Here is a 25,516-nt window from a genome sequence, read left to right on the forward strand (position 1 = left end):
TGAAGATTTTATTTGCGCAACATGCCTTCAATAAAATCTTTCCAGTTCCCCAGTTCACGTTCAATCATATACAACCTCTCTTTCTTATTATTGCTATTCTACAAAACTCTTTTATATATGTGAAGAAAATGATGCCACTGCAATGATTATCGCCTCCTGGGGTATGCTTATCGGGTTAAACATAATATGAGCGCAATACGTTGCTTTTTATGTGACACATAGCAATATTTTGAAACAATGTTGCTAAGAGAAAAGAAATGATAATCCACATCAATTGCAGGGGCTGTTTTCGCTGCCATGAGCGCGACAGCCCCAGGAATGCTAAACACAGCGCTTATAGCGGGTAAGTTAATAGTGTTAACCCTCAACGCGAGGATTGTTAGCGTACGCAATTTATCTTGTTACAAATCAGATCCTGTATGACAATAATATGACGATCCGGAGGATAAAAATGCGGTGAGCGCAATAATAAGCGGAATTGCGGGAAAAAGGACTATTGATGCGTTTCTGTTATGACCCTTTTTTATATTCAGCCCAATCTGAAATTTAGCTGACAAGCAAATCAATACAGGCATTTTTTATGCACTTTATATAAAGTTCGTTGCCATGCGATTACTTATGCGACAATACTGAATAATTAAATTTCATTCAAACTATCTGAACAAAAATAACAATTCAATGCAAGAGGATTAAACATGATCGTTCTGTACGGGATTAAAAATTGTGACACCGTCAAAAAAGCGCGTCGCTGGCTGGATGAACATGACCAGACATATCGATTTCATGACTATCGTAGCGATGGCCTGGACGATAAACTATTGAGCACATTTATCAATGAGCTTGGCTGGGAAGCGTTACTGAATACCCGCGGCACCACGTGGCGTAAGCTGGATGACGCGCAAAAAGCGGCGGTAAAAGAGGCGAATTCGGCCGCCGCATTAATGCTCGAAATGCCAGCAATCATCAAACGCCCATTGCTCTGCGCGCACGGGAAGCCTATGCTGCTTGGTTTTAATGATTCAGGTTACCAGACCTATTTTGACGAGGTGTAGTGTATGTCTTGCCCGGTCATTGAGCTGGCACAGCAGCTTATCCGCCGCCCTTCCCTGAGTCCCGACGACGCGGGATGCCAGGCATTAATGATTGAACGTCTGCGCGCCATTGGCTTTACCATTGAGCATATGGATGTGGGCGATACCCGCAATTTCTGGGCCTGGCGTGGACAGGGTGAAACGCTGGCCTTTGCCGGACATACCGACGTGGTGCCCGCCGGCGATGCCGATCGCTGGATCAATCCGCCTTTTGAACCGACGATCCGCGACGGTATGCTGTTTGGTCGCGGCGCTGCGGACATGAAAGGTTCGCTGGCGGCGATGGTGGTCGCTGCAGAACGTTTCGTGGCGCAATATCCGCATCACCGGGGCCGGCTGGCGTTTCTTATCACCTCAGATGAAGAAGCCAGTGCAAAGAACGGCACGGTTAAGGTCGTTGAAGCGCTAATGGCGCGCCGTGAAAGACTGGACTATTGCCTGGTGGGTGAACCTTCCAGCACCGAAGTTGTGGGGGATGTCGTCAAGAATGGTCGACGCGGTTCGCTTACCTGCAACCTGACCATTCATGGCGTGCAGGGCCACGTAGCCTATCCGCATCTGGCCGATAACCCGGTTCACCGCGCAGCGCCGATGCTGAACGAACTGGTCGCTATTGAGTGGGATCGGGGCAACGATTACTTCCCACCGACCAGCATGCAAATCGCCAATATTCAGGCGGGTACCGGCAGCAATAACGTTATTCCGGGCGATCTGTTCGTCCAGTTTAATTTCCGTTTCAGCACCGAACTGACGGATGAGCAGATTAAAGCTCACGTGGTTGCCCTGCTGGAAAAACACCAGCTGCGCTATACGCTGGACTGGTGGCTTTCCGGGCAGCCGTTCCTGACTGGCCGTGGCAAACTGATTGAGGCGGTGGTCAATGCCATTGAGCACTATAATGAAATTAAACCGCAACTGTTAACCACAGGCGGCACGTCAGACGGACGTTTTATCGCCCGCATGGGGGCACAGGTGGTTGAACTCGGTCCGGTCAACGCGACCATTCATAAAATAAATGAATGCGTCAACGCTGCGGATTTGCAACTGCTGGCCCGGATGTATCAGCGTATTATGGAACAACTCGTCGCCTGACGCGCCGCACAACATAGAGGATTCGCACATGGAATGGCTGACAAAATACTGGTGGGTTCTGGTACTGATTTTTCTGGTAGGCGTACTGCTGAACGTAATAAAAGATTTGAAACGCGTCGATCACAAAAAATTTCTTGCCAACAAGCCGGAGCTGCCCCCGCATCGTGACTTTAATGATAAGTGGGACGATGAAGACGACTGGCCGAAGAAAAAGTAGTGCTGGCGGCGGAAAAGCGTACCTTTTCCGCCGTTTTTATTTTCAGAACAGTTCAACAATCCCGTCATCGTTCGGCTTGCCACCGCTTAACGCTTCATCAAAATAGCGTTTTGGTACGGTGTAACGAAGATGATCGAGCGCAAGCTGCATACTGCGATCGTCGATGGCATGGCCAAGTTCTTCCACGATGTCCAGCGTGACATCGCCCCCCGCACTCACCAGCGCGTCCTGGGCGGCAACCGCCCAGGCAAGGTCAATCACCGGATCGTCGCCACCGTGAATCAAATGAATGGTAGCGGCGGTTGAGGCCGTTTCTGGCAACGTGGCGTAGCGCCCGTTAAAGACAATCACCCGCGAGGCAAGATGCGGTTCTGCCTTAATGCTTTCCAGCGACATAATCGCCCCCTGAGAAAAGCCGATGAGCGCCGTTGCCAGCGGTCCAACGCCGCTTTGCTGTTGCCAGTAGCGCACCGTGGCAATAAAGGCCGGCATAATGGCGTCAATACGTGACTGGCGGTTGGACTCAGTGATGTCCTGAACCGAAAACCACTGACGACCCGGTGCCGGGCCGGAGGGCTCCGGTCCGCCGATGCTGACGATCAGCGCATCCGGGAAAAGCGGCGCGAACCAGCTACCTAACTGGCCCATTGAGACAGGGTTATCGCCCACGCCATGAAACAGCAGCAGCAATTGCTGCGCCGGTGTGGTCGGACTCTGGACGATAAAATGATCGTGTTTCATGGCTGTCTCCTTTGTTGTGACAGGCAGTTTACGCCGTCCGGGGGTAATGACCATGCCATTTAACTGAATGAGTTAGTTAAAAATATTGCAGTTGAACCACCTGGTCGCGCAGCGATTCCGTCCGCGTAGCGTCGAGTGTTTTCATCGCACTGGCGGCCTCCTGACGCATCTGATTAAGCAGCGCTTTCCGCCCGTTGAGCGCCAGTTCAACGCAGAGCGCAGCCTCACTCTGCTGCGCCATCCTGCCACGCAGGGCGGGAAGCGGCAAAGTGACCTGCTGTTGCAGACGATTGAGACTGCCGACACAGGAAAGCAGCGGCCGATGGGCAAAGGCAAACCCCGCCAGTTCCCACCAGTCATCTTCATTAAGCATAGCGTCATCGCAGGGAGTTAGCGGCAATGTCTCGTCAAGCCACAAGCTTAGCCAGGGCAGATCGCGCTTCAGTCGCTGATGCTCGTGCGCTGCCAGCGCCTGTCCGCTGGCGGTGAAGGGGCGGATCGCCATCGCAGTGTAGCATCCGCTACTCGCTTCGCGATGGCTGCCAATACGCACCAGCATAAAGCCGCAGCGCTGCCAGAAACGCCATAGTTCGGGCGTATAGCCGAAGCTGACCGACAGATAGTCGCAATCTTCTGCGGCGCGACAGGCCCGCTCCACCAGCCGCTGACCGATGCCTTCGCGCTGGCGCAGTGGATGCACCGCAATACGCGTGATCCGTCTTGCGCTGAGCGTAGCGGCAAACGGACTGCCGCCATGTGCTGCCAGCGACTGAGCAACCAGATTGCCGCGCGGGCGGCGAAACCCTGCCCACACAGCCTGACTTAACCCGGCGCTTAGACCTCCCTCTTCCACCAGCCACAGCGCGCCAGCAGGAACGGTGTCACTTTGAGCGGCGATAAAATGCTGCCCCGGCGCGTCCATCATCCGGCGTAAATCCAGCGGCGACGTGCGGTAATGCGCCCCCGACAGCAGTTGATACAGGGCGGCGGGCAGTGGCGGCTGCACCTGCCACGCCCGTTGTTCTACGCGGCTAAATCGCAGCTCCCCTTCGGGCCGGATAAAAAATGTACCATCGTTAAATAACAGCGCCGCGTTAATGACTGCCTCCAGCGGACAATTCGGCGCCCAGCGCAGCGGCTGTTCGAGCGTGAAGGTCTTAAGCTGCGGGAAACGGGCACAAAATTTGAGCAGAAATCCGCGTCCGGTGCCTTCGTAGCCCTGAACGGTGGTGGTTAGCAGTACGTGCGAAAAACGTGCCGCCAGCCGCTGCAATAGCGGACCGGGGATCGCCGCCGCTTCATCAACAATCAGCCAGTCAGCAACCGCCTGCGATGCCAGCAACGCATCGGGGGCCATAAAGTGATAGCCATCGCCCGCAAAGGCGGCCAGCACGTCGGTCGCCGCTTTCGCGGGGGCGGTAACGATCGCGGTTCCGCGTAATTGCCGAATAAACATGCCCGCCAGCGCCGATTTTCCACGGCCGCGTTCTGCGGTCAGCACCACGACACCTTCAGGTAATTGACTCAACTGGCTGAGCACCCGTCCCTGTTCAGCGTCCGGTTCGCCGGAGGCCGGACGCCACGAGGGTCTGGCGGGATAAGCCGGAACCCGCAGCGGCTCTCTCTGCTGCCAGACCAGAGTGTGAGGGTGTAAATGAAGAACACGGCAGAAGTGATGGACGAAATTTGGCGTCGGGATGGGCGCGGAGGTGTCACTCCAGCGGACAGCGTCGTCGTCGGGTTGCGCAGGCCAGTCCGCCAGCGGCGGCACCAGCAGCACCAGCCAGCTTCCGGCCCGCAGCGTTCCGCCCAGCGCGGCAAAGGCTGCCACGTCAAAGCCACTGCGCGCATCAAAAATGGCGTGATGAAACTCGCGGCCCAGCAGGGTAACCAGCGCGCGAGGCAGACAATGCGGCTCGGGCATAGCCTGCGGACTCACGGTCAGCCAGTCACCGGGCAGGCACTGGCGCAGAGAAATAGCCTGCGCCAGACTCCATGACGGATCGCCGCTCACCACCAGCAGGCGGCGAATGCCTTCCTGCGCCATCGCCGCCGTCAGCGCGCGTAGTTCGTCCATGACTGCCCTTTGTCGAATTAGAGTGATTTACCGAAAGTATTACACTGCGCCGGATCGCCGCTGTCAAAACCGCGTTTAAACCAGGTATAACGCTGCTCGGAGGTACCGTGGGTAAAACTGTCCGGCACCACGCGACCCTGACTCTGCTTTTGCAGGCGATCGTCGCCTATAGCTTCAGCGGCATTCAGCGCTTCCTGCACGTCCCCCGCTTCCAGCACATCCTGTTTCTGCATATCGTTGCCCCAGACGCCGGCAAAGCAGTCAGCCTGCAATTCCATACGCACGGAGAGACGGTTCACGTCGGTCTGCGAGGCATTTTGCTGCTGCTGGCGTACTTTTGCTTCGATACCCAACAGCTTCTGCACGTGATGCCCGACTTCGTGAGCGATGACGTAGCCCTGGGCAAAATCACCGTCCGCGCCAAGCTTGTTTTTCATGTCGTCATAAAACGAGAGGTCGATATAAACGGTGCTGTCCGCCGGACAGTAAAATGGTCCCATAACCGACTGCCCGGTACCACAGCCGGTGCGGGTCGCGCCACGATACATCACCAGCCGCGGCTGCTGATACTCACGCCCCATTGCGGAAAATTGTTTGGCCCAGGTATCCTCTGTGGTCGCAAGGATAACTTTGGTGAATTTTGCGGCTTCCTCATCCTGCGGACTGACTGAGCGCTGCGTCTGCTGCTGAGATACCGGCTCTCCCGTGAGCAGACCGGTCAGATCCACCCCGTAATATCCCGCCACCACGACGACCAGCAGGATCACGATCCCGCCTTTACCCGTGGGAATACGAAATCCCCGACCGCCGCCCATCATTGGCGATCCCGGGTCGTTCCGCCTGTCCTCTACGTTGTCACTTTCCCGACGCCCTTGCCAGCGCATAACGACCTCTGTCTTTTAGTTATTGATGTTGATTATGATCGTAGGCGGTATAACGCAGGATTACCACTGAAAAGCGGGGACAAAAGCCAGAGGATGGGGCCATCCTCTGGTGAAGGATAACGAAACCAGATTAATCCAGCTTCACGCCCAGGCGCTTCGCTACGGCTTCATAGGCTTCGATAACGCCGCCCAGGCTCTGACGAAAGCGATCTTTGTCCATTTTATCGAGCGTTTCTTTATCCCACAGACGGCTGCCGTCCGGAGAAAATTCATCGCCCAGCACGATGTCGCCTTTGTACAAACCAAACTCCAGTTTGAAATCGACCAGGATCAGCCCGGCATCGTCAAACAGCTTTTTCAGCACGTCGTTGGCTTTGTAAGTCAGCTCTTTCATCCGCGCGAGATTTTCTTTGCTCACCCAGCCGAAGGTTTCGCAATATGAGTCATTGATCATCGGATCGTGCATGGCATCGTTTTTCAGGAACAGGTCAAACAGCGGCGGGTTTAGCTCGATACCTTCTTCAACGCCCAGACGTTTCACCAGCGAACCGGCAGCGCGGTTACGGACCACGCATTCTACCGGCACCATATCCAGTTTTTTCACCAGACATTCGGTGTCTGAAAGCAGCGCTTCCATCTGCGTGGGGATACCCGCTTCTGCCAGTTTGCTCATAATGAAATAGTTGAACTTATTATTCACCATGCCTTTACGATCAAACTGCTCAATGCGCGCGCCGTCCCCTGCTGACGTATCATTGCGGAATTCGAGCACCAACAGATCCGGGTTTTCCGTGCTGTGTACGGTTTTCGCTTTACCACGATACAACTCAGCTTGCTTTTGCATCTTTATTACCCCAGCTATGATTTAACGTTAAAAATTGTACTTTTTTGCCGACGCACACGTTTGCGTGGCCGTCAGAAAAAAGGGCCGGATTGCTCCAGCCCCTGATATTACTTACTGAATGCGGCCTGGAATACGGCAACCAGCGCGTCATTCTGCGACTGCGTCAGCGTATGGCCTTTCGGGTCGATGAACTGCAGGCTGCTGCGGTTATCGAGATCGCCGACCTGCAATTTATAGTCGCCGGAGACCAGACCCGGATCGCGCGCGCCCAGCTCCTGCCAGTCGCTGTCAGACAGCGGCTTGTAGGTTACCGCCAGGTTACCCTGCGAACGGGTGCTGTCCGTTACTTTCATACCCACTTTTTCCAGCGCGGCTGGCAGACGCTGCCAGACAACGTTGAACGGACCGCGCACCACCAGCATCGGTAAACCGGTGTCATCGGCAGCACTTTGTACGTCAAGCGTGGCGCTGGTACGGCTCTGCGCCGCATTCTGGGCATCGGTGGCATTCTTGTCCAGACCAGCGGAAATGACGTTCATCATCTGTGCGCTGTAGCGCTGTAATGAAGAGACGTCGGCAACCGGCTTACCGGCCTGCTCAAGGTTAACCAGCTTGACGGTCACCGCCTGCTGATAGCCCTGGGTTTTCACGCTGATTTGATAACGGCCACGATACTGTTCGTCTTCGTCCAGACGGTTCCAGTTTACCCAATCTGTCGTCAGGGTCTGGCTGGCATCGTCGCGTTTATCAATGGTGTAGTTCTGCGCCTGAAGCACGCTGACCACCTGCGGCCACAGCGAACTGTTGCGATTACCTTCGACTAACAGCGTAGAGGTATCACCGTTAAACTGAGTACGCGCCCCGGAAACCAGCGCCAGCGGCTGTGCCGGCGGACGGATGTCCAGTGCTTTACCCACCGCCCCGCTGCCGTTGGCGACAGGAACGTTATAATCACCATTCTGAACCGGCAAAATCATGCCTGCTGGCGCATGTAATTCGGCAAGCGGTGCCGCATCCAGGTATGACTCGTCGCCGCTGACCTGACGCTTGTAGCGCGAGTCAGAATTACAGGCGGCGAGAAGCATCACAAGCGAAACACCCGCTACCTTTGCCAGGCGCGACTTCTGTACTGAGTAAGCCATCAAATCTCCCTAAACTTTACAGCAATCCGGCATGCTTCAGCGCTGCGTTGACGATTTCACGACCGTGGTCGGTAATCGGCGTCATCGGCAGGCGCATCGTATCGGTCGCTACAAGTCCCAATTCCTTACAGGCCCATTTCACCGGGATCGGATTGGGTTCGACAAATAATTTAGTGTGTAACGGCATCAGGCGCTGATTAATGACGCGAGCCTCAGCAAACTGCCCTTGTGCCGCCAGTTTACACATTTCAGCCATATCACGGGCTGCAACGTTAGTAGTAACCGAAATGACGCCGTGACCGCCAAGCTGCATAAAGTCCAGCGCGGTCGCGTCGTCGCCGCTCAGCAGAACAAAGTCATCTGAAACCAGCTCTTTGATCTGATGAACACGACTTAAGTTCCCAGTCGCTTCCTTAATACCGACAATATTTTTTATTTTTGACAGTCGGCCTACGGTTTCCGGCAGCATATCGCATCCGGTACGGGAAGGCACATTATACAGGATTTGCGGCAGGTCAGTATGCTCGGCAATCGCTTTGAAGTGCTGGAACAGACCTTCCTGAGTCGGACGGTTGTAGTACGGCGTAACGGTTAAGCAACCCACAATACCGCTATCGTTAAAACGTTGGGTCAGGCTGATCGCCTCTGCGGTTGCATTCGCTCCCGTTCCGGCAATAACAGGGATGCGGCCATCAGCAAGCTCAAGCGTCATCATGACCACATCGCCATGCTCATCGTGACTCAGCGTTGCAGACTCGCCCGTAGTGCCGACCGAAACGATAGCTGACGTTCCGTTATCCACATGATAATCAATCAGTTTTTTCAGGCTTGACCGACAGACTTTACCTTTTTCATCCATCGGCGTGACAAGCGCTACAATACTTCCCGTGAACATGGGTCATCCTCTGTGCTGACAAGAACCTTAATGGTACGTTTGGAACTGTAATAAAAGCAAGAGACTCAGACCTTTGAGCCTGTTGTATGACGGTTTTTTTTGTGCTTTCCTTATGATTACCCTCCCTCTGACAGGAAGAACAGGTTTGACAGCCTCATCACAACACTATCTGGTTATCACTGCGCTGGGGGCTGACCGTCCGGGAATCGTCAATGCGATCACCCGTCACGTCAGTAGTTGCGGTTGTAATATCGAGGACAGCCGCCTGGCGATGCTGGGCGATGAATTTACGTTTATTATGCTGCTTTCCGGGAGCTGGAACGCCATTACGCTTATCGAATCGACGCTACCGTTGAAAGGCGCAGAGCTGGATTTACTGATCGTTATGAAGCGCACCACCGCCCACCTGCGTCCGGCTATGCCGTCTATGGTCTGGGTTCAGGTAGAGGTGGATGATTCTCCGCATCTTATTGAGCGCTTTACCACCCTGTTTTATACTCATGAGATGAATATTGCCGAACTGGTATCGCGTACTCAGCCCGGTAGCGACAACGTCGTTCCACAGTTATTTATTCAGATCACCGCTCATAGCCCGGCCTCGCAGGATGCATCACTTTTTGAACAAGCGTTCAAAGCCCTATGTACAGAATTGAATGCACAAGGCAGTATAAACATCGTCAATTATTCACAGCATGATGAACTGAATGGAGTGTAGTAATGAATCCACTGAAAGCCGGTGATATCGCACCGAAATTTAGCTTGCCCGATCAAGACGGTGAACAAGTAAATTTGGCCGACTTCCAGGGGCAGCGAGTACTGGTTTACTTTTACCCGAAAGCCATGACGCCAGGCTGCACCGTACAAGCATGTGGTCTACGCGATAACATGGATGACCTGAAAAAAGCGGGCGTCGACGTGCTGGGCATCAGCACGGATAAACCAGAAAAGCTGTCACGTTTTGCCGAAAAGGAACTGCTGAATTTTACGCTGCTTTCCGATGAAGACCACCAGGTATGCGAGCAATTTGGCGTCTGGGGCGAGAAATCCTTTATGGGTAAAACCTATGACGGCATTCACCGCATCAGCTTCCTGATTGACGCTGACGGTAAAATTGAACACGTCTTTGATGATTTCAAAACCAGCAATCACCACGATATCGTGCTGAACTGGGTAAAAACCAACGCCTGATATACCTTTTGCGGCCTCGCTTTCGCGCAGGCCGCGTCGTCTACTCTTCTAGCGTTAATCCATCCGGCCAGGCGTGAACGACGGCTTTGATCAGCGTCGCCAGCGGAATAGCAAAGAACACACCCCAGAATCCCCACAGCCCGCCGAAAATCACCACCGACAGAATGATCACCAGCGGATGCAGGTTGACCGCTTCAGAAAACAGTACCGGCACCAGCAGATTGCCGTCGAGTCCCTGAATAATGAGATAGACCGCAAAACAGCTCCAGAACTCAGTGCCGAGTCCGAACTGGAAAAGCGCCACGCAGATCACCGGAATGGTAACGACAAATGCGCCGATGTAGGGGATCAATACCGAGAATCCGACCAGCACCGCCAGCAGCAGCGAATAATTGAGGCCAAATAAAATAAACCCAATCCAGGTTGCCACGCCAACGACGATCATCTCCAGCACTTTACCGCGAATATAATTGGTAATTTGCTGGTTCATCTCCTTCCAGACCTGCCCTGCCAGCCCACGATTGCGCGGCAAAATGCGCCGCACCGCGTTCAGCATCTGCTCTTTGTCTTTGACGAGGAAAAAGACCATCAGCGGCACCAGCACCAGATAGACAGCGATGGTCAGTAACCCGACCAGTGAGGCAAGCGAGTATTTCACCACCGAATCGCCGAGGGTCAGCATCCGTGAACGCATGTTTTCTGCCATCGCATCAATAATGCCCGCGTCCATTAACGCTGGATAGCGGCGCGGAAGGTTTGCAGCATAGTCAGACAACTTATTGAGCATTCCCGGCATATCGCGGATCAGGTAAATTCCCTGCTGCCAGGCGACGGGGAAAACCACCAGCGCCATCAGCAACAGGATGCCGACAAAGAGCACCAGCACGATGGACGCGGCCCAGCGCCGGGAACAGCCGATGCGCTGCAGCCTTGCCGTCGGCCACTCCAGCAGATAGGCCAGCACGATGGCGACCAGCAGCGGTGCCAGTAAGCCGCTGAAGAAAAACAGGATACAAAAACCCGCGACCAGGATGACCAGCAGCGCAATCGCCTCCGGATCGCTAAAGCGACGGCGATACCACTGCATTAACATTTCTAGCATAAAACCTTCCCTGCGGGCGTGACTGAAGCAATAGATGAGAATTGTATCGAACTGTCACAAAAAAACCTTCGCTTTTTACGTGGTATCGGGGAAACATTATCCGTTGCACAATTATTATTTTCTTTGTCCCGGCAGGCGGCTACACTCGCAGCTCACCAACGGTGGAACATTACGTGACATTGCCGGTCAAACTGGCAAATTCAGATAACAGGATTGAGGTTATGTTCAGGCAGTTGAAAAAAACGCTGATAGCCACTCTTATCGCCACGCTAACGCTGGGACAGACGCTGCCCGTCTTCGCCGATCCCGCAGATACGCTGCCGGATATGGGCACCTCCGCAGGAAGCACGCTCTCCATTGCTCAGGAACTGCAAATGGGAGATTATTACGTTCGCCAGCTTCGCGGCAGCGCACCGTTAATCAACGACCCTTTACTGGTTCAGTATATTAACTCGCTGGGTATGCGGCTGGTCGCGCACGCCAACTCCGTACGTACGCCGTTCCACTTCTATCTGATTAACAATGACGAAATTAACGCCTTTGCCTTTTTTGGCGGTAATGTGGTCCTGCACTCTGCCCTTTTTCGCTATGCCGACAACGAGAGCCAGCTGGCCTCGGTGATGGCGCACGAAATTTCCCACGTGACTCAGCGCCACCTGGCGCGTGCGATGGAAGATCAAAAAAACAGCGCGCCGCTGACCTGGGCGGGCACGCTGGGGTCGATCCTGCTGGCGATGGCCAGTCCACAGGCCGGGATGGCGGCGTTGACCGGAACGCTGGCCGGTTCTCGCCAGGGAGTAATCACCTTTACCCAGCAAAACGAACAGGAAGCGGATCGCATCGGCATTCAGGTGCTGCAACGTTCCGGATTCGATCCGCAGGCGATGCCTGGTTTTCTGGAGAAGCTGCTGGATCAGGCGCGCTACTCGTCCCGCCCGCCGGAAATTTTGCTCACTCACCCGCTGCCGGAAAGCCGTTTATCCGATGCCCGTAACCGCGCAAATCAGATGCCAACCGTGGTTGTTCAGTCGTCAGCCGATTTTTACCTGGCGAAAGTCCGCGCGCTGGGGATGTACAATTCCGGACGTAACCAGCTCACCAGTGATATGCTGGATAGCTGGATGAAAGGCAATATTCGCGAGCAGCATGCCGCGCAGTATGGCCGGGCGCTGCAGGCCATGGAAGCTGGCCGCTTTGACGAAGCCAGCCAGACGTTACAACCGCTGCTGAAAGCTGAACCGAATAATGCCTGGTACCTTGACCTGGCGACGGATATCGATCTGGGGCAGAAGAAAGCCGCTGACGCCATAAACCGGCTGAAGAATGCACGCGAGATCCGCACCAATCCGGTCCTGCAGCTTAACCTTGCCAACGCCTATGTGCAGGCCGGTCAGACCCGCGAAGCCGCAACCATCCTCAATCGTTATACCTTCACTTATAAAGACGATCCTAACGGCTGGGATCTGCTGGCAGAAGCCGAGGCGGCAAACGGTCATCGCGATCGTGAACTGGCTGCCCGTGCGGAAGGCCAGGCGCTACTGGGACGTCTTGACCAGGCCATTACGCTACTGAGCAGCGCCAGCGCGCAGGTTAAGCTCGGCAGTCAGGAACAGTCGCGCTACGATGCGCGTATCGATCAGTTACGCGCCCTGCAGCAGCGCTTCCGCCCGTATGAAAAAATGTGAGGAATGTTCATGTCCGACACGGTAACGATTTATCATAACCCTCGCTGCTCTAAAAGCCGCGACACCCTGAGCCTGCTGAAATCGAACGGCATCGACCCGCACGTAGTGCTCTATCTGGAAACCCCGCCGGATGCGGCCACCCTGCGCGAGCTGTTAACGATGCTCGGTATGACCGACGCGCGGGAACTGATGCGCCAGAAAGAAGACCTGTATCGCTCACTCAACCTGGCTGATGAACATCTGAGCCAGCAGGAACTGATTCAGGCGATGGTGGACAATCCAAAGCTGATCGAACGCCCTATTGTCGTTAGCAACGGCCAGGCACGGATCGGTCGTCCGCCTGAGCAGGTGCTGGAGATCGTTAACTGATATTTTCTCCGAGGCGTCTCGCAAAACGTTTTACTCAGTGCAGCAGGCGTTTTTTTCCATGGTAGAGTCGCCCTGAAATCATTCAGGGGTATGGATGCCATGAGCAAAAGAGCAACCTCATCACCGCATGACGCGGTTTTTAAAACCTTTTTGACACATCAACAAACGGCTCGCGATTTTCTTGAAATTCATCTTCCGCCCGTTTTACGCGCTATCTGCGATCTCAGTACGCTACAACTGGAGTCCGGTAGCTTTATTGAAGAAGATTTGCGAGCCTACTTTTCCGATGTCCTTTATTCACTCAAAACAGAAGACGGCGACAGCTATATCTACGCGCTGATTGAGCATCAAAGTTCACCGGATCGCCATATGACGTTTCGTCTTATGCGTTATGCCATTGCCGCTATGCAACGGCATCTGGACGCCGGACATGAAACCTTGCCTCTGGTCATCCCGGTACTGTTTTACCACGGCAACGAAAGCCCTTACCCCTATTCAATGCGCTGGCTTGATGAGTTTACCCGTCCCGATATCGCGCAAAAACTTTATAGTGGGGCTTTTCCGCTGGCCGATATTACCGTCATTCCTGATGATAAAATCATGCAACATAAACGAATGGCGATTCTTGAACTGCTGCAAAAACACATCCGCCTGCGCGATTTGGCGGAACTGACAGAGCAACTGGTCACGCTTCTGCCTCTGGGATACACTACCCACAATCAGTTAAAAACGCTGCTGAATTACATGGTACAAGCCGGGAGCACCCGCGATCCAGAAGCGTTTATTCGCCAACTGGCTCACCGCTCGGCAGAACATAAGGAGACGCTAATGACGATTGCAGACTATCTGGAACAGAAAGGACGCGAACACGGACGTCATGAAGGGAAGTTGCAGGGCATTCAGGAGGGAAAACAGGAAGAAGCACTTCGGATCGCACAATTAATGCTACAAAAAGGGCTCAGTCCCGCGCTGGTGATGGACATGACCGGCCTCTCTGAAGCACAGCTTCCAGAATACCAGCATTAATGCTCCGGGCCTGGCTTACAGGCCCAGAATATCTTTCACGAAGGGAATGGTCAGCTTACGCTGGGCGGTAATCGACGCCCGATCCAGCTGATCGAGGGTCATAAACAGCGTGCGCATTTCCCGATCCAGCCGTTTTAACAGAAAACGGCAGACATCTTCCGGCATCTCAAACCCACGCTGGCGCGCGCGTAATTGCAAAGCCTGGAGCTTATCTTCATCCGACAGCGGCTGGAGTTTATAAATCTGCCCCCAGTCGAGGCGTGAAGCCAGATCGGGAAGCCCCAGCTTAAGCTGACGCGGCGGTCTGTCGCCGGTGATCAGCAGGCGCGTTTTACCGGATTCCAGGATGCGATTATAAAGATTGAACATCGCCATTTCCCACGGTTCATCCCCGGCAATGCACTCGATATTATCAATACACACCAGCGAAAGTTGTTCCATGCCTTCCAGTACTTCGGGCACAAACCAGGTGCGTTTATCCAGCGGGACGTAACCCACCGCATCGCCGCGCTGGGAGAGTTCAGCGCAGGCCGCATGTAACAAATGGCTGCGCCCTGCTCCTTCGCGTGACCAGAAATAGATATAGCCGCTGTGATCCTGGCGCAGCACGTTTTGCAATGCGGCCAGCAAAGAGGGGTTATCGCCCGGCCAGAAACTCGCAAAGGTTTCGTCGTCGGGAAGATAGAGTGGCAGTGAAAGCTGCGCCGGTGTGTTCAGATGGACCTCAATCTGGGCTTCTAAAAATCGCGTTGAGTTTATCACAAAACGGTTGTCTGAGAACCGGGTGGATCGCCACCCGGTTCTACACTCGCCTTCACTATGCGTCGCTGTCGGTGGCGTCCAGTACGACTTCTTCCGGGCGCAACACGCTGATCAGCTTGAAGATCAGGCTCAGCGCCACGCCAACCACGGTCGCCAGCGCCATCCCTTTTAGCTCTGCCGCACCGATGTGTACTTTCGCGCCGCTAACGCCGATGATCAAAATGACCGAGGTCAGGATCAGGTTTTGCGCTTTGCTGTAGTCAACTTTTGACTCGATCAATACGCGGATACCGGATGCGCCAATCACGCCGTACAACAGTAGCGAGACGCCGCCCATTACCGGCAGCGGAATGATCTGAATGGCCGCGGCCAGTTTTCCCACGCAGGAGAGCAGGATGGCGATAATCGCTGCCCCGCCGATCACCCAGGTGCTGTAAACGCGGGTGATCGCCATCACGCCGATATTTTCACCGTAGGTGGTGTTTGGCGTGGAGCCAAAGAAACCAGAAACGATGGTCGACAGCCCGTTAGCAAACATTGAACGGTGGAGGCCCGGATCGCGAATCAGGTCCTTTTTGACAATATTGGCGGTAACCACCAGGTGCCCGACGTGTTCGGCAATCACCACCAGCGCGGCAGGCAGAATGGTGAAAATCGCAAACCACTCAAAGCGCGGGGTGTAGAACGTCGGCAGCGCAAACCAGTGCGCTTGTGCAATGGGCGTGGTATCCACAACACCCATCACGAAGGAGAGTGCATAGCCCACCAGGACGCCAATCAGGATCGGGATAATCGCCAGGAAGCCGCGGAACAGCACCGAACCAAAGACGGTCACGCCCAGCGTCACCAGCGAAATGATAATGGTTTTGGTATCCGCAGATTGCCCATCCGGCGGCAGCAGGCCCGCCATATTGGCCGCTACGCCTGCCAGCTCAAGCCCGATGACCGCAACAATGGCCCCCATCGCCGCAGGCGGGAACATCACATCCAGCCAGCCGGAACCTGCTTTTTTGACGATGAAGGAGACCAGGCAAAACAGCACGCCGCACATAATGAAGCCGCCGAGCGCCACTTCATAACCCAGCGGCAGAAGCAGCAACACCGGGGAAATAAAAGCAAAGCTCGACCCTAAATAGGCCGGAATTTTGCCTTTACAGATAAAGAGATAAAGCAGCGTACCGACGCCGTTGAATAACAGCACGGTTGCGGGGTTAATATGAAACAGAACAGGCACCAGCACGGTTGCGCCAAACATGGCGAACAGATGCTGCAAACTAAGCGGGATCGTCTGTAAAAGCGGCGGTCTTTCACTTACCCCGATAGCACGGCGCGTCATAGTATTACCTCTGAGTGTTGTATGTGGGTTGTTTTACTCAAAAAAAAGCCGACTCTCAAAGTCGGCTTTTTTTATTTATTCATTTACTTGGTACCAAAGAGCTTGTCACCGGCATCGCCGAGGCCCGGAATAATGTATCCGTGCTCGTTAAGCCCCTGATCAATGGATGCGGTATAGAGCTCGACGTCCGGATGCGCTTTCTCCAGCGCGGCAATACCTTCCGGTGCGGCGACCAGTACCAGCACCTTAATGCTGGAGCAGCCAGCGTTTTTCAGCAGGTCGATAGTGGCGATAACGGAACCGCCGGTCGCCAGCATAGGGTCAACGATCAGCGCCATACGCTCATCAATATTAGAAACCAGTTTCTGAAAGTACGGTACGGGTTCAAGCGTTTCTTCGTTACGGTACATACCTACTACGCTGATGCGCGCGCTCGGTACGTTCTCCAGTACACCTTCCATCATCCCCAGACCCGCACGCAGGATTGGCACCACGGTGATTTTTTTACCTTTGATCTGGTCAATCTCTACCGGGCCGTTCCAGCCTTCGATAGTCACTTTTTCCGTTTCCAGATCGGCAGTCGCTTCATAGGTCAGCAGACTACCCACTTCAGAGGCGAGTTCGCGAAAGCGTTTAGTGCTGACATCCTGCTCACGCATCAGACCCAGCTTGTGTTTGACGAGTGGGTGTTTCACTTCAACGATCTTCATTCTCTTTCTCCTTTGAGGGGCAGCCACAAAAAAATCGACGGATTATACCGCCTTTCTTTTAGTCAACAATGTTTTTTTGTTTGATGTCGATCAAGCATATGCGTGCAAAAGAAAATTTTGATTATTAATTAAAGAGTTACATGAAGGAAGATCAGCGAAACACATATGGGGCACGCTTTCGCAAGTTGAAAGACGGCGATAGCGTAAGAAAAAAGCGGTCAGCCAGCGACTGACCGCTAAACCGCGGATTACAGTTTTTCGCCGTTAGTGGCAATCACCTGCTGATACCAGTCGAAGGATTTTTTGCGGCTACGCGCCAGCGTGCCGTTGCCATCGTTGTCTTTGTCGACGTAGATAAAACCGTAGCGTTTTTTCATCTCGCCGGTGCCGGCGGAAACCAGATCGATACAGCCCCACGGCGTATAGCCCATCAGCTCCACGCCATCTTCCACGACCGCTTTTTTCATTTCGGCAATGTGCGCAGAGAGATAGTCGATACGATACTGGTCGTCGACCGAACCGTCTTTTTCCAGCACATCGATCGCGCCAAAACCATTTTCAACGATAAACAGCGGCAGTTGATAGTGATCCCAGAACCAGTTCAGGGAGTAGCGCAGGCCCACCGGGTCAATCTGCCAGCCCCAGTCGGATTTCTGCACGTGCGGGTTGGAGACCAGGCTCTTCGTTTCGTCGTAATCCAGCTGCGGGTTATCGGCGGTCGCTTTAGTGGCAAACGACATATAGTAGCTAAAACCAATGTAGTCGACGCAGCCCTGCTTCAGCGCGGCGAGATCGTCTTCGGTGATATCCAGTTTAAAACCGCGACGATCAAAGTATTTCAGCAGATGCTGCGGGTAGCTGCCGCGGACGTGAACATCGGTGAACCAGTAACGACGATGCATCGCATTCATCGCCATCATCATGTCGTTTGGCGCACAGCTCAGCGGGTAGATCGGGCACATGGCAATCATGCAGCCCACCAGCAGCGACGGATTGATCTCTTTTGCCGCTTTCACCGCCAGCGCGCTGGCGACCAGTTCATAGTGCGCCGCCTGATACATTACCGGCTCACGATCTTCGTCAGGCGCATATTTCAGCCCGGAGTTGGTGAACGGGGCAAAATCTTCGTGATAGTTAGCCTGGTTGTTGATCTCGTTAAAGGTCATCCAGTACTTCACTTTATGCTGATAGCGGGTAAAGACCACCTTTGCGAAACGCACGAAGAAGTCGATCAGCTTGCGGTTACGCCAGCCGCCGTATTCTTTGACCAGGTGATATGGCATCTCGAAGTGAGAAAGCGTAATCACCGGCTCGATACCGTGCTTCAGGCATTCGTCGAACAGATCGTCATAGAACTGCAGGCCCGCTTCATTCGGCTCCAGCTCATCACCCTTCGGGAAAATACGCGTCCAGGCGATTGAGGTACGGAAGCATTTGAAGCCCATTTCGGCAAACAGCGCGATATCGTCTTTATAGCGATGGTAAAAATCGATGGCTTCGTGGTTAGGGTAGTTTTTCCCCGGCAGCACGCCGTCGGTAATTTCACGCGCTACGCCATGCGCGCCGGCAGTCATGACATCAGCCACGCTCGCGCCTTTACCGCCCTCCTGCCAGCCGCCTTCCAGCTGATGCGCTGCGACCGCGCCGCCCCACAGAAAACCTTCTTTAAATCCAGTCATGTTCTCTCCCTCATGAACGATCGTCGTTTAACGATCGGTGTTGCTGATTGAAATAGTAAACTGCGCCGATCAATCCGGCGTCATTGCCGTGACTGACGGTATCGATGTATTCCGCAATGCCGAACCAGGCCAGATGTTGGCGCAGCAGCGCCAGGAAACCCGGGCGTTCGACGATGCCGCCGCCGATCAAAATCGTCTGCGGATCGAATAAATTAACGAGGTTATACAGGCCGGTGCCGAGGCCGTTAAAGAAATCCGTCACCAGCCGATGACAGACGACATCGCCCGCATCATAGCGGTCGAAAATCTCCTCGCCGGTAACCTCCTCCAGCGCTTTGCCGACATGTTCGGCGTAGCGATAGCGTAAAACGCGTAGCGTGCAGTTTTCATTCATGGAATAGCGACGCACGTCGCGGGAACCGGGGCGTTCGGTTTGCATATAGCCAAACTCGCCTGCGCGAAAACGCGCGCCGTGCACCAGCTGGTTATTACAGAAAATCGCCCCGCCGATGCCGGTACCGATGGTTAATACGAGGAAGTTGGCCATCTCCGCGCCTTTGCCCTGCCAGCGTTCGGCCAGCAGCACGCAATTAGCGTCATTCTCAATGGCAACGGGAAGTCGGACCTTTTCCTCCAGCCACTGTTTGATAGCGAAATTATCAAATTTGCGGATTGCACCGCCCATTGAAATAAAGCCAGTGTGCGGGTTGACGTAGCCTGGCGCGCTGATGGCTATCCCTTCACACTCGGGATGGGCGGTTATCCAGGCCAGCATGGCCTGTAAAATCTGGTCGCCATCGCTGTCGTTAATTATCTGCTTTCCCTTTTCCAGCAGCTCACCGTTGTCAGCGATCACGCCCATTTTTAACGCGGTGCCACCAATATCAAATGCGGCAATTTTCATCCTGTTACGTCCCCCTGCATCCCGTCAGCACCGGTTTTGCGCTTTTTGCCACGAAAAAAGAAACCGGTTTCATTGGCATCATGATGACTCATGAGCGCGGAGGCAAGCACAAGAATGTACCCGGTTTCATTTTCGTGAACGGTATCAAATTTGTCCCTGCCGGCACGGTAAACTGCCTGACGCAATGCAGGCTCGCAAACGTTTGCTTTCCCTGTTAGAATTGCGCCGATTTTATTTCTATCGCAAACGCGTGGGGACTCAGCAGTGACCGATAAAACCTCTCTCAGCTATAAAGATGCCGGTGTTGATATTGATGCAGGCAACGCTCTGGTCGACCGAATCAAAGGCGTGGTAAAGAAAACCCGTCGCCCGGAAGTGATGGGCGGTCTGGGCGGCTTTGGCGCGCTGTGTGCCCTGCCGCAGAAATATCGTGAGCCGATTCTGGTCTCCGGCACCGACGGCGTGGGAACGAAGCTGCGTCTGGCGATGGATCTTAAACGTCACGATACTATCGGTATCGATCTGGTGGCGATGTGCGTCAACGATCTGGTGGTTCAGGGCGCTGAGCCGCTGTTTTTCCTCGATTATTACGCGACCGGCAAGCTGGATGTCGAGACGGCGGCCAGCGTTATCAACGGCATCGCTGAGGGTTGCCTGCAATCCGGCTGCGCGCTGGTGGGCGGTGAAACCGCGGAAATGCCGGGGATGTATCACGGCGACGATTACGACGTGGCCGGGTTCTGCGTAGGCGTGGTGGAAAAATCGGAAATTATTGACGGCAGTAAAGTCGCTGATGGCGACGTGCTGATCGCGCTGGCCTCCAGCGGCCCACACTCCAACGGCTATTCGCTGGTGCGCAAGATTGTGGAAGTGAGCGGCTGCGATCCGCTGACCACCGATCTTGACGGTAAACCGCTGGCGGATCACCTGCTGGCCCCAACCCGCATCTATGTAAAATCCATTCTGTCGCTGATTGAAAACGTCGAGGTACACGCGATTGCCCACCTCACCGGCGGCGGCTTCTGGGAAAACATTCCGCGCGTGCTGCCGGACAATACCCAGGCAGTGATTGACGAATCCTCATGGCAGTGGCCCGCCATTTTTGACTGGATGCAGCGTGCAGGTAACGTCAGCCGTCATGAAATGTATCGCACCTTTAACTGCGGCGTCGGCATGATCGTCGCGCTGCCAGCGGCTAATGCAGATAAAGCCATTGCCTTGCTCAATGAGAAGGGTGAAAAGGCGTGGAAAATCGGTATCATTAAATCTTCTGATTCCGATGAGCGCGTGGTCATTGAGTAATGAAAAACATCGTGGTGCTGATCTCCGGCAACGGCAGTAATTTACAGGCGATTATTGACGCCTGCGAGCAGAAAAAGATCGGCGGCACGCTGCGTGCGGTATTCAGCAATAAGGCCGACGCGTTCGGCCTTGAGCGCGCGCGTCAGGCAGGCATTCCTGCGCATGCATTAACCGCCAGCCAGTTTGCCAGCCGCGACGCGTTCGATCGCGAGCTGATGCTGGAAATTGATGCTTATGCGCCGGATATGGTGGTGCTGGCGGGCTATATGCGTATTTTGAGCCAGGAATTTGTGGCGCATTATCAGGGACGGCTGTTAAACATCCATCCTTCTCTGCTGCCCAAATATCCTGGCCTGAATACCCATAAGCAGGTGCTGGAAAACGGCGATGAGGTCCACGGTACATCGGTGCATTTCGTGACTGACGAGCTGGACGGCGGTCCGGTTATTTTGCAGGCTAAGGTGCCGGTGTTTAGCGGCGACAACGAGGACGATATCACCGCGCGGGTGCAGGCGCAGGAGCACGACATCTATCCGCTGGTGGTGAGCTGGTTTGTTGATGGCCGGCTTGAAATGCGCGACAACGCGGCGTGGCTGGACGGCCTTCCCCTGCCGCCACAAGGGTATGCCACAGAATAAAATATCCGCCTCGTAATAACGCCTCGTCAGGAGGTGTTATTACGTTGTGAATTGAACTCTTAATAATCGCGTTTAATTTCGGCACGTTTAGATATATTTTCCCTATTCCCTGACAGACATTATCATTGAGTCTATTTACATTCACAAAATATATATTTCCAACTAATATAAGAAGCTGCAGAACCTATTTTTATCGAAAAGAAACTTGTCTCCTTGATTTTCGGCAATAATCGCAATAGCATGCTCATCGGCTTTTGTTACTCTTGTCCGGACAGTTAACATGTTTAAAAATAAAGTATTACTTTTTGGTATCTGGATTATTCCAATTATTCTTCTGTTTTATTCTTTTAACGCCTGGTTCCACATTAACCGTATTCATACTATCGCCAGCACAGCCACCGCGCAGTACCATGCCGCGCTGGAAGCCCACAAAAATGGCAATGATGACACTTTCCTCTGGAACGAAAAAAAACACTCAGTCTCTGATATTGTTAACCTCTATGAAGCAGTAAAAGAAACTCATCCCTATTATTTCTCCGTCGTAAATACAGAATATGCGCTGGCGATCTTCAGCTGCCTTTTTTCGGTTATTGCTTTTTTTTCTGGCGTACTGTCGCAAAGATTGTGCATACGTGTAAGAAAGCTTAACGAAGAAGATTTAACTCTGGAAGAAAACGCGTCTTTATTCCATTGGTTTCGTAACATCATTGCCCTTAGTGCAACCGCCCACTGTTTTTTTTCCCTTCTGACAGCTATCGCGCTACTGGTATTTAAGATGATATGGTTTGGCTGGCATGTTAAAGCCGTCAGCAATCATTATGCACTATTCCTGACAGGTGAAATCATCACCGCCCTGGTTATTGTTGGGCTGGGTGTTTTGCTGTGGCATGTGAAAGATTGCATTAAGCTGTTTACGATTTGCGAACCGCTACGTTATGGCATCAACCTGGCCAAAAATCACGAGCAGAAGTTCTGGAGTTGGCTGGAGAAAACGACGCAGGAACAGAACCTTCCCCTGCCCGACAATGTTGCCCTCAGTCTGCAAAAGACCTGCTATGCCACGCGTGAGCCCTTACAACTGGCGCAGGGCGATAAGCTTGAAGGGTTAACGCTTTGCGTTCCGGTTCGCCAGATCGCGTCACTGAATAAACACCGTATGCAAGCGCTGCTGGTAAAGGCGCTGGAAAACATCGACGCGCCTCAACCGGCGGAAGACCATGATTTACTCGAAATGCATGCCCGGATAGCGTATTGGCTGCGTAATCCGCCCTGCCATGGCATCAGAGAAAAGATCTATCGTGTCGTTACCTGCGTCGCGGCACCGCTCGCCGATCATTTTTTGCATAGCTATACTCCGCTCATCCACAAAGAGGCCAGCGGACAGATTTGGGCAGTCTCGCACCTGCTGATTAAAGCGGATAATAGTCACGCCGCAGCGCTAATCAACGGCCTGCATCTGCATATTTCTACTATTACCAGTCAGCTTCCACACGCTTCGCTTCCTGCCTGATCGCTGTTTTTTTAAGGCGTTATCGCTGTCTGACCATGCGATGACGCCTGCTCCGAACGAGACAAATTTCTTCAATAATATCGAATTACTGTCATACTGAGACGGCATTCTGAACCTCGCGATCGGCCCGGTAACCGGTTTGCTTATGGCGTATGCGGGACGTGCGGACATCGCGGTTCCAGGGCATATTCTTTATGTGGATCCTCCGGCAACAGGCAGTGTCTCGTGGATTAAATGGAGTACAGGTGGTAATGGGTCAGGAAAAGTTATACATCGAAAAAGAGTTGAGCTGGTTATCCTTTAACGAACGCGTGCTTCAGGAAGCGGCAGATAAAAGCAACCCGCTGATTGAACGTATGCGGTTTCTGGGGATCTATTCGAACAACCTTGATGAGTTCTACAAGGTGCGATTCGCCGAGTTAAAACGGCGCATCATCATCAGCGAAGAACAGGGAATACAGACCAGTTCGCGGCATCTGCTGGGAAAAATCCAGTCGCGGGTGCTGAAGGCCGATCAGGAGTTCGACAGCCTGTATAACGAGCTGCTGCTGGAGATGGCGCGCAACCAGATCTTTCTCATCAACGAACGTCAGCTTTCTGTTAATCAACAAAACTGGCTTCGTCTCTACTTCAAACAGCATTTGCGCCAGCACATTATCCCGACGCTTATCAACCGTGAAACGAACCTGGTTAACTTCCTGAAGGACGATTACACCTATCTGGCGGTGGAAATTATTCGTGGCGACGATACTCGCTATGCGCTGCTGGAGATCCCGTCAGACAAAGTGCCGCGCTTTGTGAACCTGCCGCCGGAAGCGCCACGTCGGCGCAAGCCGATGATCCTGCTGGATAACATTCTGCGCTACTGTCTGGATGACATTTTTCACGGTTTCTTCGATTACGACGCCCTTAACGCCTATTCGATGAAGATGACGCGCGACGCCGAATATGACCTGGTGCACGAGATGGAATCCAGCCTGATGGAGCTGATGTCCTCCAGCCTGAAGCAGCGCCTGACCGCCGAGCCGGTGCGCTTTGTCTACCAGCGCGATATGCCTAATGCGCTGGTGGAGGTGCTGCGGGAAAAACTCAGCATCTCCCGCTACGACTCCATCGTACCGGGCGGTCGCTACCATAACTTCAAAGATTTCATTAGCTTTCCCAACGTGGGCAAAGCGAATCTGGTTAACAAGCCGCTGCCGCGCCTGCGTCATATCTGGTTCGACAATCAGAAGTTCCGTAACGGTTTCGACGCGATTCGCGAGCGCGACGTGCTGCTTTATTACCCGTACCATACCTTTGAGCACGTGCTTGAGCTGCTGCGTCAGGCGTCCTTTGATCCGAGCGTGCTGGCAATCAAAATCAATATTTACCGCGTGGCAAAAGACTCGCGCATTATCGACGCTATGATCCACGCCGCGCATAACAGCAAAAAAGTCACCGTGGTTGTGGAACTGCAGGCGCGCTTCGACGAAGAGGCGAATATTCACTGGGCGAAACGTCTGACGGAAGCGGGCGTCCACGTAATCTTCTCCGCGCCGGGGCTGAAAATTCACGCCAAACTGTTTCTTATCTCGCGTAAAGAAGGCGATGAGGTGGTGCGTTACGCCCACATTGGCACCGGCAACTTCAATGAAAAAACCGCGCGCCTGTATACCGACTATTCGCTGTTAACCGCCGATGCGCGCATCACTAATGAAGTGCGCCGGGTCTTTAACTTTATTGAAAACCCGTATCGTCCGGTCAACTTCGATTATCTGCTGGTATCGCCGCAAAACTCGCGGCGTCTGCTGTATGAAATGATCGACCGGGAAATTGCCAATGCTCAGCAGGGGCAGCCGTCCGGTATCACCTTAAAATTAAACAACCTCGTCGATAAAGGCCTGGTTGACCGTCTGTATGCCGCTTCAGGCTCCGGCGTGCCGGTGAATCTGCTGATTCGCGGGATGTGCTCGCTTATTCCTAATCTGGAAGGCATCAGTGACAATATCCGCGTTATCAGTATTGTCGACCGCTACCTTGAGCATGACCGGGTTTATATCTTTGAGAACGGCGGCGATAAGCAGGTCTATCTCTCTTCCGCGGACTGGATGACGCGCAATATCGACTATCGCATTGAAGTGGCTACCCCGCTACTCGACCCGCGCCTCAAACAGCGGGTGCTGGATATTATTGACATCCTGTTCAGCGATACGGTAAAAGCCCGTTATATCGATAAAGAACTGAGCAATCGCTACGTACCGCGCGGCAATCGCCGCAAGGTACAATCGCAACTGGCGATTTACGACTACATCAAATCACTCGAGCAACCTGACTAACGCT

At 53.6% G+C, this 25,516-nt stretch carries 25 protein-coding genes; 12 read left to right on the forward strand and 13 right to left on the reverse strand.

Translation table 11 applies throughout. The features are described 5' to 3' along the window. Positions 1-8: 8 nt before the first annotated feature. On the reverse strand, positions 9-68 hold the full coding sequence (ypfM, locus tag P0H77_RS15485) for a protein YpfM (protein ID WP_015572204.1): 60 nt from the start codon (positions 66-68) through the stop codon (positions 9-11). 627 nt (positions 69-695) lie between these two features. On the opposite strand from ypfM, the gene P0H77_RS15490 reads away from it, so the two are divergent. From P0H77_RS15490 to P0H77_RS15500, 3 genes are read left to right on the forward strand one after another with little or no spacing between them, the layout of a single operon-like run. Beyond that, on the forward strand, positions 696-1,052 hold the full coding sequence (locus tag P0H77_RS15490; protein ID WP_276157919.1) for an ArsC family reductase: 357 nt from the start codon (positions 696-698) through the stop codon (positions 1,050-1,052). Positions 1,053-1,055: 3 nt separating this feature from the next. Beyond that, complete coding sequence (gene dapE, locus P0H77_RS15495; RefSeq protein WP_176917093.1) at positions 1,056-2,183, forward strand: succinyl-diaminopimelate desuccinylase; 1,128 nt, start codon at positions 1,056-1,058, stop codon at positions 2,181-2,183. A 28-nt stretch (positions 2,184-2,211) separates the two neighbouring features. Continuing rightward, a complete protein-coding gene (locus P0H77_RS15500; protein ID WP_276157923.1) occupies positions 2,212-2,400 on the forward strand; it encodes a YpfN family protein in 189 nt (62 codons plus the stop codon). 42 nt (positions 2,401-2,442) lie between these two features. Here P0H77_RS15500 and ypfH read toward each other — a convergent pair whose 3' ends face one another. The 6 genes from ypfH to dapA form a co-directional block, all read right to left on the reverse strand. After that, entirely contained in the window at positions 2,443-3,141 is a 699-nt protein-coding gene (gene ypfH / locus P0H77_RS15505) for an esterase (protein ID WP_276157925.1), read from the reverse strand. A gap of 76 nt (positions 3,142-3,217) precedes the next feature. Further along, on the reverse strand, positions 3,218-5,218 hold the full coding sequence (locus P0H77_RS15510; protein ID WP_276157927.1) for a GNAT family N-acetyltransferase: 2,001 nt from the start codon (positions 5,216-5,218) through the stop codon (positions 3,218-3,220). Positions 5,219-5,235: 17 nt separating this feature from the next. Then, the gene (locus P0H77_RS15515) at positions 5,236-6,102 is read right to left on the reverse strand and encodes a neutral zinc metallopeptidase (RefSeq protein ID WP_276157929.1); all 867 of its coding nucleotides are present in this window, start codon (positions 6,100-6,102) and stop codon (positions 5,236-5,238) included. A 130-nt stretch (positions 6,103-6,232) separates the two neighbouring features. Continuing rightward, positions 6,233-6,946, reverse strand: coding sequence for a phosphoribosylaminoimidazolesuccinocarboxamide synthase (gene purC, locus P0H77_RS15520; protein ID WP_276157931.1), 714 nt, complete (start codon positions 6,944-6,946; stop codon positions 6,233-6,235). Between the two features lie 107 nt (positions 6,947-7,053). Then, on the reverse strand, positions 7,054-8,088 hold the full coding sequence (gene bamC / locus P0H77_RS15525) for an outer membrane protein assembly factor BamC (protein WP_276157933.1): 1,035 nt from the start codon (positions 8,086-8,088) through the stop codon (positions 7,054-7,056). Positions 8,089-8,104: 16 nt separating this feature from the next. Then, positions 8,105-8,983, reverse strand: coding sequence for a 4-hydroxy-tetrahydrodipicolinate synthase (gene dapA, locus P0H77_RS15530; protein ID WP_276157935.1), 879 nt, complete (start codon positions 8,981-8,983; stop codon positions 8,105-8,107). 145 nt (positions 8,984-9,128) lie between these two features. Here dapA and P0H77_RS15535 point away from each other — a divergent pair, with 145 nt between their 5' ends. Together P0H77_RS15535 and bcp are read left to right on the forward strand one after the other, a co-directional pair. Continuing rightward, a complete protein-coding gene (locus tag P0H77_RS15535; protein ID WP_276157937.1) occupies positions 9,129-9,698 on the forward strand; it encodes a glycine cleavage system transcriptional repressor in 570 nt (189 codons plus the stop codon). A gap of 2 nt (positions 9,699-9,700) precedes the next feature. After that, positions 9,701-10,171: a thioredoxin-dependent thiol peroxidase gene (bcp, locus tag P0H77_RS15540; protein WP_176917101.1), complete on the forward strand. Its 471-nt coding sequence runs from the start codon at positions 9,701-9,703 to the stop codon at positions 10,169-10,171. Between the two features lie 40 nt (positions 10,172-10,211). Here bcp and P0H77_RS15545 read toward each other — a convergent pair whose 3' ends face one another. After that, positions 10,212-11,273 carry an AI-2E family transporter gene (locus tag P0H77_RS15545; RefSeq protein WP_276157940.1) on the reverse strand — a complete coding sequence of 354 codons (1,062 nt, stop codon included), beginning with the start codon at positions 11,271-11,273 and terminating at the stop codon, positions 10,212-10,214. Positions 11,274-11,494: 221 nt separating this feature from the next. Here P0H77_RS15545 and bepA point away from each other — a divergent pair, with 221 nt between their 5' ends. The 3 genes from bepA to P0H77_RS15560 all read left to right on the forward strand — a co-directional run bounded on the left by bepA (position 11,495) and on the right by P0H77_RS15560 (position 14,353). Beyond that, positions 11,495-12,958: a beta-barrel assembly-enhancing protease gene (bepA, locus tag P0H77_RS15550; RefSeq protein ID WP_276157942.1), complete on the forward strand. Its 1,464-nt coding sequence runs from the start codon at positions 11,495-11,497 to the stop codon at positions 12,956-12,958. Positions 12,959-12,967: 9 nt separating this feature from the next. Beyond that, on the forward strand, positions 12,968-13,327 hold the full coding sequence (arsC, locus tag P0H77_RS15555; RefSeq protein ID WP_276157944.1) for an arsenate reductase (glutaredoxin): 360 nt from the start codon (positions 12,968-12,970) through the stop codon (positions 13,325-13,327). Between the two features lie 99 nt (positions 13,328-13,426). Next, positions 13,427-14,353 carry an Rpn family recombination-promoting nuclease/putative transposase gene (locus P0H77_RS15560; RefSeq protein WP_276157946.1) on the forward strand — a complete coding sequence of 309 codons (927 nt, stop codon included), beginning with the start codon at positions 13,427-13,429 and terminating at the stop codon, positions 14,351-14,353. Positions 14,354-14,368: 15 nt separating this feature from the next. Here P0H77_RS15560 and P0H77_RS15565 read toward each other — a convergent pair whose 3' ends face one another. The 5 genes from P0H77_RS15565 to bglK all read right to left on the reverse strand — a co-directional run bounded on the left by P0H77_RS15565 (position 14,369) and on the right by bglK (position 19,744). After that, positions 14,369-15,070, reverse strand: coding sequence for a DnaA inactivator Hda (locus tag P0H77_RS15565; protein ID WP_276165150.1), 702 nt, complete (start codon positions 15,068-15,070; stop codon positions 14,369-14,371). Between the two features lie 100 nt (positions 15,071-15,170). After that, a complete protein-coding gene (gene uraA, locus P0H77_RS15570; protein WP_276157948.1) occupies positions 15,171-16,451 on the reverse strand; it encodes a uracil permease in 1,281 nt (426 codons plus the stop codon). 83 nt (positions 16,452-16,534) lie between these two features. Beyond that, on the reverse strand, positions 16,535-17,161 hold the full coding sequence (upp, locus tag P0H77_RS15575) for a uracil phosphoribosyltransferase (protein ID WP_176917111.1): 627 nt from the start codon (positions 17,159-17,161) through the stop codon (positions 16,535-16,537). Positions 17,162-17,409: 248 nt separating this feature from the next. Then, complete coding sequence (locus P0H77_RS15580) at positions 17,410-18,840, reverse strand: 6-phospho-beta-glucosidase (RefSeq protein ID WP_276157950.1); 1,431 nt, start codon at positions 18,838-18,840, stop codon at positions 17,410-17,412. 10 nt (positions 18,841-18,850) lie between these two features. Beyond that, entirely contained in the window at positions 18,851-19,744 is an 894-nt protein-coding gene (bglK, locus tag P0H77_RS15585; protein WP_276157952.1) for a beta-glucoside kinase BglK, read from the reverse strand. A 264-nt stretch (positions 19,745-20,008) separates the two neighbouring features. Between bglK and purM the strand changes: the two genes are divergently transcribed. The 4 genes from purM to ppk1 all read left to right on the forward strand — a co-directional run bounded on the left by purM (position 20,009) and on the right by ppk1 (position 25,512). Beyond that, positions 20,009-21,046, forward strand: coding sequence for a phosphoribosylformylglycinamidine cyclo-ligase (gene purM, locus P0H77_RS15590; RefSeq protein WP_276157953.1), 1,038 nt, complete (start codon positions 20,009-20,011; stop codon positions 21,044-21,046). Next, positions 21,046-21,684 (forward strand): phosphoribosylglycinamide formyltransferase, encoded by a 639-nt coding sequence (purN, locus tag P0H77_RS15595; RefSeq protein WP_276157955.1) that lies wholly within the window; start codon positions 21,046-21,048, stop codon positions 21,682-21,684. Before purM ends, purN begins: the two co-directional genes overlap by 1 nt. Positions 21,685-21,964: 280 nt before the next feature. After that, the gene (locus P0H77_RS15600; RefSeq protein ID WP_276157957.1) at positions 21,965-23,194 is read left to right on the forward strand and encodes a hypothetical protein; all 1,230 of its coding nucleotides are present in this window, start codon (positions 21,965-21,967) and stop codon (positions 23,192-23,194) included. A 251-nt stretch (positions 23,195-23,445) separates the two neighbouring features. Further along, entirely contained in the window at positions 23,446-25,512 is a 2,067-nt protein-coding gene (gene ppk1, locus P0H77_RS15605) for a polyphosphate kinase 1 (protein ID WP_276157959.1), read from the forward strand. Positions 25,513-25,516: the final 4 nt, after the last annotated feature.

Origin of the sequence: Superficieibacter sp. HKU1 (assembly GCF_029319185.1) — a bacterium.
Classification (GTDB): domain Bacteria; phylum Pseudomonadota; class Gammaproteobacteria; order Enterobacterales; family Enterobacteriaceae; genus Superficieibacter.

Coding starts and splice junctions, on each gene's coding strand:
- P0H77_RS15490 (WP_276157919.1), top strand. CDS start 696: ATGATCGTTCTGTACGGGATTAAAAATTGTGACACCGTCAAAAAAGCG.
- dapE (WP_176917093.1), top strand. CDS start 1,056: ATGTCTTGCCCGGTCATTGAGCTGGCACAGCAGCTTATCCGCCGCCCT.
- P0H77_RS15500 (WP_276157923.1), top strand. CDS start 2,212: ATGGAATGGCTGACAAAATACTGGTGGGTTCTGGTACTGATTTTTCTG.
- ypfH (WP_276157925.1), bottom strand. CDS start 3,141: ATGAAACACGATCATTTTATCGTCCAGAGTCCGACCACACCGGCGCAG.
- P0H77_RS15510 (WP_276157927.1), bottom strand. CDS start 5,218: ATGGACGAACTACGCGCGCTGACGGCGGCGATGGCGCAGGAAGGCATT.
- P0H77_RS15515 (WP_276157929.1), bottom strand. CDS start 6,102: ATGCGCTGGCAAGGGCGTCGGGAAAGTGACAACGTAGAGGACAGGCGG.
- purC (WP_276157931.1), bottom strand. CDS start 6,946: ATGCAAAAGCAAGCTGAGTTGTATCGTGGTAAAGCGAAAACCGTACAC.
- bamC (WP_276157933.1), bottom strand. CDS start 8,088: ATGGCTTACTCAGTACAGAAGTCGCGCCTGGCAAAGGTAGCGGGTGTT.
- dapA (WP_276157935.1), bottom strand. CDS start 8,983: ATGTTCACGGGAAGTATTGTAGCGCTTGTCACGCCGATGGATGAAAAA.
- bcp (WP_176917101.1), top strand. CDS start 9,701: ATGAATCCACTGAAAGCCGGTGATATCGCACCGAAATTTAGCTTGCCC.
- P0H77_RS15545 (WP_276157940.1), bottom strand. CDS start 11,273: ATGCTAGAAATGTTAATGCAGTGGTATCGCCGTCGCTTTAGCGATCCG.
- bepA (WP_276157942.1), top strand. CDS start 11,495: ATGTTCAGGCAGTTGAAAAAAACGCTGATAGCCACTCTTATCGCCACG.
- arsC (WP_276157944.1), top strand. CDS start 12,968: ATGTCCGACACGGTAACGATTTATCATAACCCTCGCTGCTCTAAAAGC.
- P0H77_RS15560 (WP_276157946.1), top strand. CDS start 13,427: ATGAGCAAAAGAGCAACCTCATCACCGCATGACGCGGTTTTTAAAACC.
- uraA (WP_276157948.1), bottom strand. CDS start 16,451: ATGACGCGCCGTGCTATCGGGGTAAGTGAAAGACCGCCGCTTTTACAG.
- upp (WP_176917111.1), bottom strand. CDS start 17,161: ATGAAGATCGTTGAAGTGAAACACCCACTCGTCAAACACAAGCTGGGT.
- P0H77_RS15580 (WP_276157950.1), bottom strand. CDS start 18,840: ATGACTGGATTTAAAGAAGGTTTTCTGTGGGGCGGCGCGGTCGCAGCG.
- bglK (WP_276157952.1), bottom strand. CDS start 19,744: ATGAAAATTGCCGCATTTGATATTGGTGGCACCGCGTTAAAAATGGGC.
- purN (WP_276157955.1), top strand. CDS start 21,046: ATGAAAAACATCGTGGTGCTGATCTCCGGCAACGGCAGTAATTTACAG.
- P0H77_RS15600 (WP_276157957.1), top strand. CDS start 21,965: ATGTTTAAAAATAAAGTATTACTTTTTGGTATCTGGATTATTCCAATT.
- ppk1 (WP_276157959.1), top strand. CDS start 23,446: ATGGGTCAGGAAAAGTTATACATCGAAAAAGAGTTGAGCTGGTTATCC.